The 14,483-nt window shown below is 60.4% G+C and carries 15 protein-coding genes and 1 other RNA gene; 4 read left to right on the top strand and 12 right to left on the bottom strand.

All coding sequences use genetic code 11. The features are described 5' to 3' along the window. Positions 1–80 precede the first annotated feature (80 nt). Together ET34_RS0117815 and yczE are read right to left on the bottom strand one after the other, a co-directional pair. The gene (locus tag ET34_RS0117815) at positions 81–1,163 is read right to left on the bottom strand and encodes a LacI family DNA-binding transcriptional regulator (protein ID WP_031524339.1); all 1,083 of its coding nucleotides are present in this window, start codon (positions 1,161–1,163) and stop codon (positions 81–83) included. Between the two features lie 70 nt (positions 1,164–1,233). Continuing rightward, positions 1,234–1,842 carry a membrane protein YczE gene (gene yczE, locus ET34_RS22370; RefSeq protein ID WP_031524337.1) on the bottom strand — a complete coding sequence of 203 codons (609 nt, stop codon included), beginning with the start codon at positions 1,840–1,842 and terminating at the stop codon, positions 1,234–1,236. Positions 1,843–1,927: 85 nt separating this feature from the next. Between yczE and yczR the strand changes: the two genes are divergently transcribed. After that, the gene (gene yczR / locus ET34_RS0117805) at positions 1,928–3,343 is read left to right on the top strand and encodes a MocR-like transcription factor YczR (protein ID WP_031524335.1); all 1,416 of its coding nucleotides are present in this window, start codon (positions 1,928–1,930) and stop codon (positions 3,341–3,343) included. Between the two features lies 1 nt (position 3,344). Here the strand turns inward: yczR and ET34_RS0117800 are convergent, their stop codons facing one another. The 4 genes from ET34_RS0117800 to ffs form a co-directional block, all read right to left on the bottom strand. Further along, complete coding sequence (locus ET34_RS0117800) at positions 3,345–3,926, bottom strand: hypothetical protein (RefSeq protein WP_152548415.1); 582 nt, start codon at positions 3,924–3,926, stop codon at positions 3,345–3,347. Positions 3,927–4,126: 200 nt separating this feature from the next. Further along, positions 4,127–4,348 (bottom strand): hypothetical protein, encoded by a 222-nt coding sequence (locus ET34_RS0117795; protein WP_031524332.1) that lies wholly within the window; start codon positions 4,346–4,348, stop codon positions 4,127–4,129. Next, positions 4,345–4,587, bottom strand: coding sequence for a hypothetical protein (locus ET34_RS0117790; RefSeq protein ID WP_031524330.1), 243 nt, complete (start codon positions 4,585–4,587; stop codon positions 4,345–4,347). The genes ET34_RS0117795 and ET34_RS0117790 overlap by 4 nt, the downstream gene beginning before the upstream one ends. Positions 4,588–4,793: 206 nt before the next feature. Beyond that, an RNA gene (ffs, locus tag ET34_RS22120) (signal recognition particle sRNA small type) lies at positions 4,794–4,890 on the bottom strand. Between the two features lie 189 nt (positions 4,891–5,079). On the opposite strand from ffs, the gene ET34_RS0117785 reads away from it, so the two are divergent. Further along, the gene (locus tag ET34_RS0117785; protein ID WP_031524329.1) at positions 5,080–5,391 is read left to right on the top strand and encodes an MGMT family protein; all 312 of its coding nucleotides are present in this window, start codon (positions 5,080–5,082) and stop codon (positions 5,389–5,391) included. 31 nt (positions 5,392–5,422) lie between these two features. Here ET34_RS0117785 and ET34_RS0117780 read toward each other — a convergent pair whose 3' ends face one another. Then, entirely contained in the window at positions 5,423–5,995 is a 573-nt protein-coding gene (locus tag ET34_RS0117780) for a YbaY family lipoprotein (protein ID WP_031524327.1), read from the bottom strand. 217 nt (positions 5,996–6,212) lie between these two features. Between ET34_RS0117780 and tesB the strand changes: the two genes are divergently transcribed. Continuing rightward, positions 6,213–7,073: an acyl-CoA thioesterase II gene (tesB, locus tag ET34_RS0117775; protein WP_031524325.1), complete on the top strand. Its 861-nt coding sequence runs from the start codon at positions 6,213–6,215 to the stop codon at positions 7,071–7,073. Positions 7,074–7,226: 153 nt separating this feature from the next. On the opposite strand, the gene amtB is transcribed toward tesB, so the two are convergent. From amtB to ET34_RS0117750, 5 genes are all read right to left on the bottom strand, one after another. Next, entirely contained in the window at positions 7,227–8,513 is a 1,287-nt protein-coding gene (gene amtB / locus ET34_RS0117770) for an ammonium transporter AmtB (RefSeq protein WP_031524324.1), read from the bottom strand. 32 nt (positions 8,514–8,545) lie between these two features. Next, entirely contained in the window at positions 8,546–8,884 is a 339-nt protein-coding gene (glnK, locus tag ET34_RS0117765) for a P-II family nitrogen regulator (protein WP_031524322.1), read from the bottom strand. Positions 8,885–9,138: 254 nt separating this feature from the next. Next, positions 9,139–10,926, bottom strand: coding sequence for a SmdB family multidrug efflux ABC transporter permease/ATP-binding protein (locus tag ET34_RS0117760; RefSeq protein WP_031524320.1), 1,788 nt, complete (start codon positions 10,924–10,926; stop codon positions 9,139–9,141). Next, the gene (locus tag ET34_RS0117755; RefSeq protein WP_031524318.1) at positions 10,919–12,703 is read right to left on the bottom strand and encodes a SmdA family multidrug ABC transporter permease/ATP-binding protein; all 1,785 of its coding nucleotides are present in this window, start codon (positions 12,701–12,703) and stop codon (positions 10,919–10,921) included. The genes ET34_RS0117760 and ET34_RS0117755 overlap by 8 nt, the downstream gene beginning before the upstream one ends. A gap of 122 nt (positions 12,704–12,825) precedes the next feature. Further along, positions 12,826–13,290: an Lrp/AsnC family transcriptional regulator gene (locus ET34_RS0117750; RefSeq protein WP_031524316.1), complete on the bottom strand. Its 465-nt coding sequence runs from the start codon at positions 13,288–13,290 to the stop codon at positions 12,826–12,828. A 115-nt stretch (positions 13,291–13,405) separates the two neighbouring features. Here ET34_RS0117750 and ET34_RS0117745 point away from each other — a divergent pair, with 115 nt between their 5' ends. Next, positions 13,406–14,452, top strand: coding sequence for a PLP-dependent cysteine synthase family protein (locus tag ET34_RS0117745; RefSeq protein WP_031524314.1), 1,047 nt, complete (start codon positions 13,406–13,408; stop codon positions 14,450–14,452). Positions 14,453–14,483 lie beyond the last annotated feature (31 nt).

Here is a 14,483-nt window from a genome sequence, read left to right as displayed (position 1 = left end):
ACAAATAAAGGTAACTCTGCACAGGTTGTGGTCGGGAGTAAAGATCGCCCCGGCACTGATGCGAAGCGGATCACATAACGTCAGGAACGATCGAGATCCGCCAACTGCTGCGCCAGCTGCGTCAACCGGGCGGCAATCTGCCGGGGCGTTATCTCTGTACTACGCCGTGCGCCGCTGGTCTGGCGTTCGATGAGTGACACCGGCAGCGTAATCGCCGACTCCGCCGTCGGTGCGGCATGAAGGCGCGCCAACAGCCACTCCACGCTTCGCTCCCCCAGCAGGCGAAAATCCTGACGGATGGTGGTCAGCGCCGGGGTAAACCAGGCGCTGTCGGCGGTATCGTCATAGCCAATAACAGAAATGGCATCCGGTACCTGGAGCTGCTGCTCCGCGCAGGCGCGCAGCACCCCAAGCGCCATCTGATCGTTCGCCACCACCACGCCGTCCGGGCGCGCAGCCAGAATGGCATGGGCATGGTGATATCCTGATGCGGCGCTCCAGTCACCGTGCGCCTCCACGCAGGGCGTCAGCCCCGCCTGATGCAGCGCGGCGATCCAGCCCTGGTGACGCAGTCGGGCGGAGACCGAATCGAGCGGCCCGGCAAGACAGGCAATGCGCCGGTGGCCCAGCGCCAGCAGATGTTCAATTCCCAGCCGCGCCCCCTGCTGCGCATCAAACACCATCGACGGCACCGGGGCATTCTCATCGACATCAAGAAACAGTACCGGCAGCGGCTGGCTGCGGGCGGCGATATGCGCTGCGGCATCGTTTTCCAGCGGAACGTTAATCAGCAGGGCATCCACCCGCTGTGCCAGCAGACCCGCCACTGCTGCTTCACAGGCGGCAACGCTGTTATCTTCCGGCATCGACATCACCACGTTATACCCCGCCAGGCTGGCGCGTCGCTTTACCGCAGCGGCGATTTGCGACGGGGCATGCAGCGACAGGTCAGCTGTTACCAGGCCCAGCGTCAGCAGGGCTTTGCCCGCCAGCTGCTGCGCTACCCGGTTCGGGACGTAGTGCAGCGCGGTCATCGCCTGCTCCACCTTTTCCCGGGTGCGGGCAGAGACGTGTTCCGCCTGGTTAATCACCCGGGAGACGGTCTGATAGGAGACGCCCGCATGGCGTGCGACGTCGTAAAGCGTGATGGATTTCGGCTTCATAGCGGCTCAGAAGTGGTGGAGATCGCCGTTATTCTAGCGCAGTCGGGCAAAAATTGTGAGCGCTTCGCCTTCATGACACCGCTGCGGTTTCCGTTACCGGCGGCTGTGGCCGGCGGCGAAACCACGGCATAAAGAACTGGATCAGCGGCCCGATCGCCAGGGCATACAACACGGTGCCGACCCCCAGCGTGCCGCCCATCGCCCATCCGGCCAGCAGCACGGTGAGCTCAATTGCGGTACGCACGGTACGCACCGACCAGCCGGTGCGGGCGTTGATGCCGGTCATCAGCCCGTCACGCGGCCCGGAACCGAAGCCCGCGCCGATGTACATCCCGGTCGCCATCGCATTCAGCACCACCGCGCTTACCAGCAGCGTTACCTGCAGCGGCAGACCGCTGACCGGCGGCATCAGCGCCAGGGTGGCGTCCGCCGCCAGACCAATAACAATAACGTTGCTGATGGTGCCGAGACCCGGACGCTGACGCAGCGGGATCCAGAACAGCAGCACCAGCGCACCGACGAGGATCATCACCAGACCAATGTTGAGCGAAAACAGCCGTGCTACGCCGAGGTGAAACACGTTCCAGGGATCGGCCCCGAGATTAGCGGTGACGAACATAGCGGCAGAAACCCCGTATAACCCGAGGCCAAAGTAGAGCTGAAACAGACGACGTAACATAAAATCTTCCGGTGGCGACATGATGGTTTCACTCTATCGGAACTGGACTTATTATTAAGGTCCAGTTTAAACAAAGTGGACTGCCATGAATCAACGTCGATCCGGAAGCCTGTCGCTGCTGCGCCTGTTGGGCAACTGGCAGCAACCCGCCTCCCGCGCTCCGCTCTATCAGCAGTTAGCCCAGGCGCTGCGTCTGCTGATCCTTGATGGCCGACTACCGCTCGACAGCCGCCTGCCCGGCGAGCGCGAGCTGGCCAGTGCGCTCAACGTCAGCCGCACCACCGTTGCCAGCGCCCTCGCCCAGTTGCGGGATGAAAATTATCTGGTCAGCCGCCACGGCTCCGGCTCGGTGATCGTGCTGCCCGAACCGCGTCCGGCTGCGGGCCGCCACAGCGTGCCTCAGGCGCTGGATCTGGCGACCGCCGCCCTGCCCGCCGGGCCGGAAATTCACCATGCCTTCTCCCACGCCCTGAGCCAGCTGCCGGGCTTCCTCGACCACACCGGCTACGATCGCCAGGGGCTGCTGAGCGTGCGCCAGACCATCGCCGAACGCTATGCCGCGCGCGGCCTGCCCACCACGGCGGACCAGATTATGATGGTCAACGGGGCGCTGCAGGGATTTGCGCTGGTGTTGCGGCTGCTGACCGGGCCGGGAGATCGCGTGGCGGTGGATAACCCCACTTATCCGCTGGCCCATGCGGCGATTGAAGGAGCCTCATGCCGCGCGGTAGGAATTTCGCTGCCGGATCAGGGCTGGGACAGCGCGGCACTGGCGGCAACCATCGCCCAGACCGCGCCGCGTCTCGCCTATCTGCTGCCGGATTTTCACAACCCCACCGGTCGCTGTATGGATGCCGCGACCCGCCAGGACGTCGCCGCCATCGCCGCCCGCACCCGTACCACGGTAGTGGTGGACGAAACCATGATCGATCTCTGGTATGACGCCCCGCCTCCCCCGCCACTGGCCGCGTTCGGCGAAGATGAGGTGATCACCATTGGTTCGGCGGGAAAAAGCTTCTGGGGCGGATTGCGTCTGGGCTGGATCCGCGCCCCGGCGCGGACCATCGCCTCGCTAACCCAGGTGCGTGACAGTCTGGATTTAGGCTCGCCGCTGCTTGAACAGCTGGCGGTGCAGGCGCTGATTAACGAGGCGGATAACTTCCTGCCGGCACGGCGGGCGCTGCTGAAAACGCGCCGCGATGCCGCCGCCACTATGCTGAAGCGCTATTTTCCGGACTGGCGTTTTCAGCTTCCTGAAGGCGGGCTGTCATTCTGGGTGGAGCTGCCGCTGCCGCTGGCCTCGCAGTTCGCCGCCAGCGCGCTCAACATCGGGATTCATCTCGGGGCCGGGCCGCGCTTTGGCACCGACGGCGCCTTTGAGCGCTTCCTGCGCCTGCCGTTTGCGCTGGAGACCCCGCAGCTTGAAGACGCGCTGCAGCGGCTTCAACCGCTGTGGCAGTCGCTGGTCAGCGCCCCGGTGCGCTCCCGCGGCGTGGTGTGATTCAGCCCGGCGGGAGGGGGATCACCTTCAGCGTCGCTTCGGCAAAATCATTGTGATGCACCGAAAAGCTGTTGATGTTATAGGGCACCGGGCGGTCGCGGAACCAGCAGCCGGAAACGGTTAACAGGGTATCGTCCTGATTATCGCGCATCCGGTTCGCTACCCGCCCCAGCACCTGCTCTACCAGCGAGCGGGCGGTGGTTGCACCAGGATTCGTCGCCAGCAGCGAAGCCACGCCGATGTGTTGTGCAGCCTGGCTCACCCACGCCTGCAGATCCTGGCCCGCCTGACGGATCTCCGCATCGGATTCCATGATGGCGACCGAAAGCGTCACGAATGCTCCCGGATTCGCCGGGCCGTACAGCAGAATCCCCTCTCCGGCTGCCACCAGCGGCTGGTATGCCCTGACGTTGCTGAACGCGTTGAGCTGGCAGTGGAAGCGCGCAGCGTCAGCGCTGGTTTCATCCATGCCGACCACCATCACATACGGCTCGCTGTAGCTGTCCATAAAGTCAGCCGACTGGCGCAGCTTCAGCGCTGACAGAACAATAGCGATATCGTCGCACTGCGGATCAAATTTCACAGCCACCTCACCGTTCATCGGGCGTATCGAAACTTCACCCTGGCACAGGCATGGCGTGGAATTTTACAGGCGTGGGGAAAGATGAGAATTAATGAGCGGGAATGACAAAAACAGAGGAAAAGTGACGAACCCGCGGGTTCGCCGAAACGTCGTCCGTGACGCTTTATAATGGATGTTGAGGCGGTGTTATTAGTGTTATGTCAGTGCTGACGCGGGATTGCGAACCCTTTCAGCGAGACGACGAAGGCATCATCCTCTTTTACAATTCTGGCGCCAGCGTCGCACCAGTCCGAGGCGATACGGAAAAACTCATCGCTTTCGACGTTCCAGCCCAACCGAACGTGCTTCACATAGCCTGAGCGCAGCAGATGGCAGGCTTCAGCATAGTTGTGGGCCGTGGTATGTGGCTCGTGACGTTTCATTTTTTCTTCTTCAGAAGTTTACGCAGGGCTTTGATTTCTTTATCAGTGAGCTGCTCGGTACGGCTCTCTTCCGTGTGCTGGCTGTCGATGTCGTCTTCTGAAATGTCGTCATCGTTCATCGCGCTCAGCAGCAATCTTTCGGTAACCGCGCCGAGGGTCTCGTCATTTTCCTGAGCATATTCACGCAGACGCTCTTTTAACTCCGCATTGATTTTGACGTTCAGTACCGCGGTGGTCATAGCATTTCCTTAACGTTAAACAGGGGAAAATGAAGGCGTTACGCCATCGATGCGTTAATAACATGAATAATTTAAATGACAGCAGTATGACAAATTGATGACAGTTATCAGAAATGTGACAGCGAAAACGGATATGTTCAAAAAAAGGAAAGTGTTGCAAAACGATGAGAAGTAACGAAAAGGCGGGAGCCAGAATTGGGTGGGGGCCCTGCCAGCTACATCCCGGCACACACGTCATCTGCCCTGGCTGCTTCCTTCCGGACCTGACCTGGTGAACAGAGTAGCGTTGCGGGAGAACCAACAGGGCCCCCATTGAGAGCGTTGAGTATCAACGCGCAGGCGGCATTATCCTTATAACCCCCGGCAATTGCAACCCGACCACAACCGGGTGCTGGTTTCTTGTTCGATACTGCAAAAACGCTCAGCTAATCATCCCTTTTCACGTGCTCAGGCTACATCTATCCTTGCAAGCACGCTAAAAAGGAGACGCTTATGGACAATCAGGACACTTTCCCGCAGCGCATTTACCAGATTGTGGCCGCGATTCCGAAAGGATTCGTCACCACCTATGGCGAGGTGGCAAGGCTGGCGGGATCGCCGCGCGCGGCGCGTCAGGTGGGTGGCGTGCTGAAGCGTCTGCCGGAGGGGAGCCAGCTGCCGTGGCATCGGGTGGTGAATCGCCACGGTGCGATTTCCCTGACCGGGCCGGATCTGCAGCGTCAGCGCCAGGCGCTGTTATCTGAAGGTGTGGAAGTGAGCGGGAGTGGGCAAATCGATATGCAGCGCTATCGCTGGAACTACTGACCCCGGCGTGCCGGAGTCAGTATGCGGGTCATCAGAAGTTCGTCGGTGCCGGAACGGCAGACGACGGGTTAACCTGCGTCGGTGAAGTCGATGGTACGGTGGTCGCCGCGCCGCCGCTCTGGTTTACCGGAACTGCGGTCTGCTGCACCGGAACCAGCGTCAGGTCAGCTTTAGTGCCGCCCTGATTAATTACCGGTTTCACGGTATCGGTGATGAACACCAGTTTGTCATCAATGGTGATCGCCGCACTCAGCAGGATACGGGCGTTCGGCTGTACGTCAGACGGGTTAAACGGCAGTTCAAAGCTGAACGGTGCCTGTTTGCCCTCGGTACGCACTACCCGCTGCGCCAGCACTTTCGACGGCTGATCGGCTACGGAAGCATCCGACAGCGTCACGGTGAGCGCCGCATCCGGTGGCAGAGCCACTTTCTGACGGATCCATACGGTACCAGATACATTCGGCTGCTTGATGACAGGCTGGGTGTTAACCCCGGCGGTATTCGGGTTCAGCGCGGGAGTCTGGATATCTGCGCTTTTGTCTTGCGCGCAACCAGCGAGCGCTACGGCAACCGCTACACCACTTAATACGTGCACGAGTTTCATTGAGTTCTCCTTATCTTCAATGCACCAGCGGGAAGTACTCCCACCAGAGTGTGTGGTCACAACAACATAACGTGCTAAGTGTGGCATAGATCACCCGATTCTGCCTGGAAACGCCCCGCCATTCAGACAAATGCACCCATCGGACCACTTCATAAACCAGGTTATACTCAGCGGTAATTACCGGCACAGCGCTGCCCCGTTGTTATTGAGGAAATGTATGAGTCAGGCACTGAACAACCTTCTGGCGTTACTGAATCTGGAAAAAATTGAGGAAGGCCTGTTTCGAGGCCAGAGTGAAGATCTGGGGCTGCGCCAGGTATTTGGCGGTCAGGTCGTTGGCCAGGCGCTGTATGCGGCGAAAGAAACTGTCCCCGCCGAGCGTCTGGTGCACTCGTTCCACAGCTACTTCCTGCGCCCTGGCGACAGCCAGAAACCTATCGTTTACGACGTGGAAGTGCTGCGCGACGGCAACAGCTTCAGCGCCCGCCGTGTCGCCGCGGTACAGAATGGTAAGCCTATCTTCTACATGACGGCCTCGTTCCAGGCTCCCGAGCCGGGCTTTGAGCACCAGAAAACCATGCCGTCTGCGCCGTCGCCGGACGGGCTGCCGTCGGAGACTGACATCGCGCGTAAGCTGGCGCACCTCCTGCCGCCTCAGGCCGCCGAGAAGTTCCTGAGCGACAAGCCGCTGGAGATCCGCCCGGTGGAGTTTCACAACCCGCTCAAAGGCCATACCGCCGAGCCGGCGCGCCAGGTGTGGCTGCGGGCGAATGGCAGCGTGCCGGACGATCTGCGGGTGCATCAGTACCTGCTTGGTTACGCTTCAGACTTTAATTTCCTGCCGGTGGCGCTGCAGCCGCACGGCATCGGCTTCCTGGAGCCGGGCATGCAGGTAGCGACCATCGATCATTCGATGTGGTTCCACCGCCCGTTCAACATCAACGAGTGGCTGCTCTACAGCGTGGAGAGCACCTCGGCCTCCAGCGCGCGCGGTTTTGTGCGCGGCGAGTTCTATACCCAGGATGGCGTGCTGGTGGCCTCAACGGTGCAGGAAGGGGTAATGCGCAAGCGCAGCTAGCCCTGACCCTGTTCTCACGCACCCACCTTTTCTGTTTCACCGACAGTGGGTGCGCAGGCTTACCCGCCCTACATACCGTAAACACCGTTGCATACCTGCCAAAAAAAACCTCCCGCATGCGGGAGGTTTGAGGCTCAGGAGATACTCAAAAAATCAGGCGTTGTAGGCGTTCTCGCCGTGGCTGTTGACGTCCAGCCCTTCACGCTCCTGGTCTTCCGGAACGCGCAGACCAACGGTCATGTCTGCCAGTTTATAGCCGATGAAGGCCACCACGCCGGACCAGACGATAGTGAGGCCGATGCTTTCCAGCTGTACCAGCACCTGATGGCCCATGGTCACCCCTTCCGCATAGCCCACGCCGCCCAGGGAAGTGGACGCAAAGAAGCCGGTCAGCACGCAGCCCACGATGCCGCACACGCCGTGTACGCCGAACACATCGCATGGATCATCGACGCGCAGCCAGCGTTTCAGCATAGTCACGCCCCACAGCCCTGCCAGACCCGCCGCGATACCGACGATCAGCGCCCCGCCAACACCGATGTAGCCACAGGCCGGCGTCACGCCCACCAGACCGGCAATGGCACCGGAACAGGCACCCAGCAGCGACGGTTTGCCGCGCAGCGCCCACTCGCCGAAGACCCAGGCAAGGATCGCCGCAGCGGTTGCTACTACGGTATTCACAAACGCCAGGCCAGCGATTTCATTGGCAGCGCTGGCAGAACCGGCGTTGAAACCAAACCAGCCGACGTAGAGGATTGCCGTACCGATAAACACCATCGGCAGGTTGTGCGGTTTGAACGCTTCTTTGCCGAAGCCGACGCGTTTGCCAATCATGTAGGCACCCACCAGGCCCGCTACCGCGGCGTTAATGTGCACCACGGTGCCGCCAGCGAAGTCCAGCGCGCCGTGGGAAGCCAGCAGACCGCCGCCCCAGACCATGTGCGCAATCGGGATGTAGGAGAGCGTCAGCCACACCACCACGAAAATCAGCACCGCCGAGAAGCGAATACGTTCTGCCAGTGCACCGACGATCAGGCCCACGGTAATGCAGGCAAAAGAGCCCTGGAAAGCGACATGGATGTACTGATAGAAGCTGCCCATCAGCGCCGTGATTTCAATGCCTTTCAGCATCGTCCAGTCGAAGCTGCCGAAGAAGTTATTGCCGCTGCCGAAGGCCAGCGAGTAGCCGTAGACCACCCACAGTACGCATACCAGCGCGAAGGTGACGGTGACCTGAGTCAGCATCGAGAGTACGTTTTTACCGCGGATCAGACCGCCGTAAAACAGCGCAATGCCCGGGATCGTCATAAACAGTACCAGGGCGGTGCAAATCATCATAAAGGCGTTGTCGGCTTTATCCGCCACTGCTGGTGCAGCCAGCGCAATACCCGGCAGCAGTGCCAGCGCGCTAAGCCCTAATTTCATGGCTACTTTTTTCATTTTCATCATTCCTGTCACGAGAGGCTTAACGATTACAGGGCGGCTTCATCCGACTCGCCGGTGCGAATACGGATAACGCGTTGCAGTTCGGCAACAAAAATTTTGCCGTCGCCAATTTTGCCGGTGTAGGCTGCTTTACTAATAATATCAATCACTTCATCCAGCTGATCGTCTGCGATAGCCACATCAATCTTCACCTTAGGCAGGAAGTTGACGCTGTACTCCGCACCGCGGTACAGCTCGGCATGGCCCTTCTGGCGACCAAAGCCTTTTACTTCAGTCACGGTCAGTCCCTGAATACCAATCGACGAGAGCGCTTCACGCACGTCTTCCAGCTTGAACGGTTTGATTACCACGGTAACCAGCTTCATAGATCCCCTCCACTCAGAATTGGGCAATTGCCGCAGCGAACACGAGAGGGATAAAGCAAGCGCCGTGCCAGAAATCGAAACCGGAGGTGATTGTTAACGCTAAGGCGGAATGTAAGGGTGTGTCAGTGCGGGCCGGGCGGGAAAAAGGGAGCGGCACAGTGCGGGCATAAAAAAACGCACCATCAGAGTGCATGGTGCGTTGCAATTTTGCACCACGGCAACAACCTGCCGCCGCAGTGCGTTGTTTTAGTGCATCAGGCGGTAGCCGGCTCGTCGCGGCTGGCCGCTTGCAGCTCTTCGCCGGCCAGCTGCAGCTGATACATCTGCCAGTAGCGCCCCTGCTGCGCCAGCAGGTCGGCATGGGAGCCGCGCTCCACTGCCTGGCCGCGATGCAGCACGAGGATGGTATCGGCTTCGACGATAGTCGACAGACGATGGGCGATCACCACCAGCGTGGTGCGCTGGCGTACCGCCGCCAGTGCCAGGGAGATCGCTTGCTCGGTGCCGGAGTCGATGTTGGCGGTCGCCTCATCAAGGATCAGGATCTGCGGGGTCTCCACCAGCACGCGAGCCATCGCCAGCAGCTGTTTCTGGCCGACCGACAGGTTATTGCCCTGCTCACCCAGACGCGTATGGATGCCGTCGCTCATGCTGCGCGCCAGCCCGGCGAGCTGCACCGTCTCCAGCACTTCCCATACTTTCTCTTCGCTGATGTCGCGCCCGAGGGTCACATTGGCAAAGAAGGAGTCGGCCATCACCACCGGGTCTTGCTGCACCATCGCGACACCGTGACGCAGCGCGGCGTGGCTCAGCCCGGCCAGAGGCCGCCCGTCGAGACGGATCTCCCCTTCGGTTAGCGGGTAGTAACCCATCAACAGACTGGCGAGGGTACTTTTCCCGCTGCCGGTATGCCCGACCAACGCCACGAAGCTGCGCGACGGAATGTGCAGATCGATATCCTGCAGTACCAGACGATCTTCGCGATAGGCAAACGACACATGGTCAATAGCAATATCGCCGCTGGTCAGCGGACGATCATCGCTGCCGTACTCCTGACGCGGACGGTCCATCAGTTCGAACACGCGCTCCCCGGCGACGACCGCCTGTTGCAGCATCGACTGCTGGGTGGTGAGTTCGATCAGCGGTTCGTTCAGCCGCCCGAGGTAGCTGATAAACGCATACAGCACACCGACTTCAATGGTGCCTTCGGGGCTGAAGCCGAACAGCATCAGCAGGCCGCACAGCACCAGCGCCGAAAACAGGCTGAGCAGCGGGCGCAGCAGGAAACCGTCCAGCCGCAGGGTCTGCATACGGGCGGTGTAGTGCGAGCGGCTCGCCTGCCCCATGCGTTCCCCGAAGCGCGCCTGCTGGCGGAACTGCTGGATGACACCCATGCCGTTGATCACTTCGTTGAAACCGTCATTGATGTCCGCCAGGTAGGCACGCATCCGACGCACGATCGGCGTGCTGTAGCGCTGGTAGATCACCATCACGATCATCACCGCCGGGAAGATCGCAATCGCCACCAGCGCCATGCGCCAGTCGAGGCTGAACATCGCGACCAGCATCGCGCCCACCAGCGCGGCGCTGCGCAGCACCGTAGCCACCACCATCACATAGAGATCGCGGATCACCTCGGTATCGTTGGTCACCCGTGAGATCAGCTGCCCCACCGGCTGGGTATCGAAGGCGCTGAGCGGCTGGCGCAGCGCTGCGTCCATCGCGTCGGTGCGCAGCTGCTGCACCACGCCGACCGCCGCCTGGTTGAACAGCAGCGACTGCCAGTAGTGCAGCCCCGCCGCCAGCAGCTGCAGGCAGATGTAGGCGAATGCCATCCCGGCCAGCAGACCCAGCGGCATATACTCTTTCGCTACCATGTTATCGATGAAGTAGCTGATCAGCGCCGGGCCGCTCACTTCTGCCGCAGCGGCAATCCACAGCATCAGCACGGCGATGTAGATCTGCTTACGCCACGGCGAACCGTACGCCAGCAGGCGCTTGAGCGTCGGCCATACCTTGACCGGCTTCGGCGTCTCACGCATGGTGCGCCTCCTTGTCATCGTCGTCGTCCGTTTCCGGCTCGTCATCCAGCGCCGCTTCCAGCTGCTGGTAACGGTACATATCCCGATACCAGCCCGGCTGAGCGGCGAGGCTGTCGTGGTCACCGCGCTGGGCAATCTGCCCATGTTGCAGCACCAGAAGTTCACTGGCTTCGGTCAGGGCGGACAGCCGGTGGGCGCTGATAATGATGGTGCGCCCCTCGCCCCACTGGCGCAGGTTGTGCAGGATCTGATGTTCGGTGCGGCCATCCACCGCCGACAGCGCATCGTCGAGGATAAGGATTTCCGCCTCCAGCAGCAGCGCGCGCGCAATCGAGAGGCGCTGCTTCTGTCCGCCGGAAAGCATCACGCCGCGCTCGCCCACTTCGGTGTCATACCCCTGGGGCAGGCGCAGAATATCTTCATGCACGCTGGCGAGCTTCGCCACCTGCTCAATCTCCGCCTGGCTGGCCCCCGGCCTGCCGAGTGCGATGTTGTTCGCCACGGTATCGGAGAACAGGAACGGGGTCTGGTTCACTACCGCCAGGCGACCGCGCCAGGCGTTGAGCTGCAGACGCGGCAGCGGAATATCGCTAAAGCAGATTGCGCCGTCACCAACGTCAAAATGGCGCTGGATCAGTGACAGTACGGTAGTTTTCCCCGCACCGGTCGGGCCGCACAGGCCCAGCATCTGCCCCGGCTGAAGGGTAAAGTGCACCGCGCTCAGCGTCGGCTTCGCCGCCTGGGGATAAACAAAATTGTTGATGGCAACGCTAAGCGTGCCCCGCCCTTCCGGCACCGGCTCGCTGCCGTCGCTCACCACCGGCGCTTCGGCCAGCATGTCGCGAATGCGCGTATAGGCCGCGCTGCCGCGCTCGACGATGTTAAACATCCACGCCAGGGCCAGCATCGGCCAGATCATCAGCCCGAGGTACATGGTAAAACTGGTGAGCTCGCCGAGGGTCAGGGTATCGTTGACTACCATCCAGCTGCCGCCGCCGATGGCCAGCAGGTTCGCCATACCGATGGCGATGTAAATAGTGGGGTCGAAACGGGCATCGACGCGCGCCACGCGCATGTTTTTCGCGCCGGTATCCTGCGCATCGGCAGCAAACAGCGCCGACTGACGATCTTCCAGGCCAAACGCTTTGATCATGCGGATGCTGGTCAGGCTCTCCTGGGTGCGATCGTTGAGCGACGAAAACGCCGCCTGGGCCAGCTTGAAGCGGTTGTGCAGCTGGTCGCCGTAGCGCTTAATGATGATAGCCATAATCGGCATCGGCAGCAGTGCCAGCAGCGTCAGCTGCCAGCTAATCTGGGTAGACATCACCACCAGCACCACGCAGCCCATCACCAGGGAATCCACCAGGGTTAACACCCCTTCCCCGGCGGCGAACACCACGCGGTCAACGTCGTTGGTGGCGCGCGCCATCAGGTCGCCGGTGCGGTGACGCAGGTAAAATTCAGGATGTTGACGGCTGAGCTGGCGGTAAAAGTCTTCGCGCAGCTCGACCGCGAGCTGGTAGGAGGCACCAAACAGCAGCACGCGCCAGACGTAGCGCAACAGATAAACCACCACGGCAATCGCCACCAGCAGCCCCACCCACTTCATCAGCCAGGCCTTTGAGTAGTGCTGTTGGGTAATGCCGTCCACGACGATACCGACCACTTTTGGCGGCACCAGCTGGAGAATGGCAATGAGGATAAGCAGGAGGACAGCCCCAAGGTAGCGACGCCACTCCCGGGTGAAGTACCAGCTTAACTGAGCAAATAATCGCACGCGGTGATTTCCTGGTTGGGTAATTCAACAATCAATAACAGATGGGTGGTCCTGCGGGTGCTCAGGACGTTTGATTCTAGTCTGAGCACGAAGTATGTCAAAAATGAGAATAAAAACAGCCGTTACGCAGCGTCTATCGGCAGTGCCGTGGTGTACTTGATCTGCTCCATCGCAAAGCTTGAGGTCACATCAGACAGGCCCGGCACGCTGTTTACCAGTCGCTTATAGAAGTCGTCGTAGCGCTTCATATCGGCAACCTGCACCTGCATCAGGTAGTCGTACTCGCCCGCCATGCGCCAGAAGCCGAGCACCTCGGGCATCTGCGCGACCACACCGACAAACTGGCTGTACCAGGCGCTGCTGTGCTGCTGGGTTTTGATCAGCATAAACGCGGTTAACCCCAGCCCCAGTTTTTCGCCGCTGAGCAGCGCCACGCGCCCACGAATGATGCCTTCATCTTCGAGCCGCTTCAGCCGCTTCCAGCACGGGGTGGTCGTCAGATTAACGGCATCCGCCAGCGCCTGCAAAGAGAGCGTGCAGTCCTCCTGCAACAACGAAAGCAATTTACGGTCAATTTTATCTATCATAGCCGCCTCACGGAGAAAATCTTTCCCCATAGTGCGAAATTCACAGGCGAAATGGCAATTATTTTTTCCGTGCCTTCCTGTACGCTAGGCACAAAATGACAAACGGATCGCCACCATGAATCGCGCCTTCGTAAACCACGCTATCAACGAAATTAATGCCGACTTTCAGCGCTCGGCGGATACCCATCTGATTCGCCTGACGCTGCCGGCGTTTCCGGGGATCAACATCTACCTGAAGGATGAGAGCACCCATCCTACCGGCAGCCTGAAGCACCGTCTTGCCCGCTCGCTGTTCCTGTATGGCCTGAGCAACGGCTGGATCAATGAAGACACCACTATCGTTGAATCCTCATCCGGCTCGACGGCGGTATCGGAGGCCTATTTTGCCCGACTGCTCGGCCTGCCGTTTATCGCCGTGATGCCGTCCTGCACGGCAAAGCGCAAGATCGAGCAGATCGCCTTCTACGGAGGACGCTGCCATTTTGTCGACAGCGCGTGTGAGATTTATGACGCTTCTGAAATGCTGGCCCGCGAGCTGCGCGGCCACTATATGGATCAGTTTACCTACGCCGAGCGGGCCACCGACTGGCGCGGTAACAATAATATCGCCGAGAGCATTTTCCGCCAGATGTCGCACGAGCCGCATCCGGTACCGGATTACATCGTGATGAGCGCCGGAACCGGCGGCACCTCCGCGACCATTGGTCGCTACCTGCGCTATCAGGGACACGCCACGAAGCTGATGGTGGTGGATCCGGAAAACTCGGTATTTATGGATTACTGGCAGCATCGCGATCCGACGCTGAAAAGCCAGGTGGGTAGCCGGATTGAAGGCATTGGTCGCCCGCGCGTCGAACCGTCGTTTATCGCCGATGTGATTGATGAAATGCTGCGCGTGCCGGATGCGGCCTCCGTCGCCACGCTGGGCTGGCTGGAAGGGCTGCTGGGCCGCAAAGTGGGCGCGTCGACCGGGACGAACATGTGGGGCGTACTTCAGCTCGCGGCGCGGATGCGCGACGAGGGCAAACGCGGATCAATCGTCACGCTGCTGTGTGACAGCGGTGAGCGCTATCTTGATACCTTTTACAATCCAGAGTGGGTGGCGCGACAGTTTGGCGACATCAGCGGCTGGCGCGATGCCATTGCGCAGCTGAACCGATAAAAAAAGCCGGGGGTTACCCGGCTTGCTGGAA

Source organism: Siccibacter colletis, assembly GCF_000696575.1.
Lineage (GTDB): Bacteria > Pseudomonadota > Gammaproteobacteria > Enterobacterales > Enterobacteriaceae > Siccibacter > Siccibacter colletis.
Note: the sequence above shows the minus strand (reverse complement) of the source record. Positions and strands in the feature narration are given on the sequence as shown.

Coding starts and splice junctions, on each gene's coding strand:
- yczR (WP_031524335.1), top strand. CDS start 1,928: ATGAATCAACGTCGATCCGGAAGCCTGTCGCTGCTGCGCCTGTTGGGC.
- ET34_RS0117815 (WP_031524339.1), bottom strand. CDS start 1,163: ATGAAGCCGAAATCCATCACGCTTTACGACGTCGCACGCCATGCGGGC.
- ET34_RS0117750 (WP_031524316.1), bottom strand. CDS start 13,290: ATGATAGATAAAATTGACCGTAAATTGCTTTCGTTGTTGCAGGAGGAC.
- glnK (WP_031524322.1), bottom strand. CDS start 8,884: ATGAAGCTGGTTACCGTGGTAATCAAACCGTTCAAGCTGGAAGACGTG.
- ET34_RS0117780 (WP_031524327.1), bottom strand. CDS start 5,995: ATGAAACTCGTGCACGTATTAAGTGGTGTAGCGGTTGCCGTAGCGCTC.
- tesB (WP_031524325.1), top strand. CDS start 6,213: ATGAGTCAGGCACTGAACAACCTTCTGGCGTTACTGAATCTGGAAAAA.
- ET34_RS0117785 (WP_031524329.1), top strand. CDS start 5,080: ATGGACAATCAGGACACTTTCCCGCAGCGCATTTACCAGATTGTGGCC.
- yczE (WP_031524337.1), bottom strand. CDS start 1,842: ATGTTACGTCGTCTGTTTCAGCTCTACTTTGGCCTCGGGTTATACGGG.
- ET34_RS0117760 (WP_031524320.1), bottom strand. CDS start 10,926: ATGCGTGAGACGCCGAAGCCGGTCAAGGTATGGCCGACGCTCAAGCGC.
- ET34_RS0117745 (WP_031524314.1), top strand. CDS start 13,406: ATGAATCGCGCCTTCGTAAACCACGCTATCAACGAAATTAATGCCGAC.
- ET34_RS0117790 (WP_031524330.1), bottom strand. CDS start 4,587: ATGACCACCGCGGTACTGAACGTCAAAATCAATGCGGAGTTAAAAGAG.
- amtB (WP_031524324.1), bottom strand. CDS start 8,513: ATGAAAAAAGTAGCCATGAAATTAGGGCTTAGCGCGCTGGCACTGCTG.
- ET34_RS0117795 (WP_031524332.1), bottom strand. CDS start 4,348: ATGAAACGTCACGAGCCACATACCACGGCCCACAACTATGCTGAAGCC.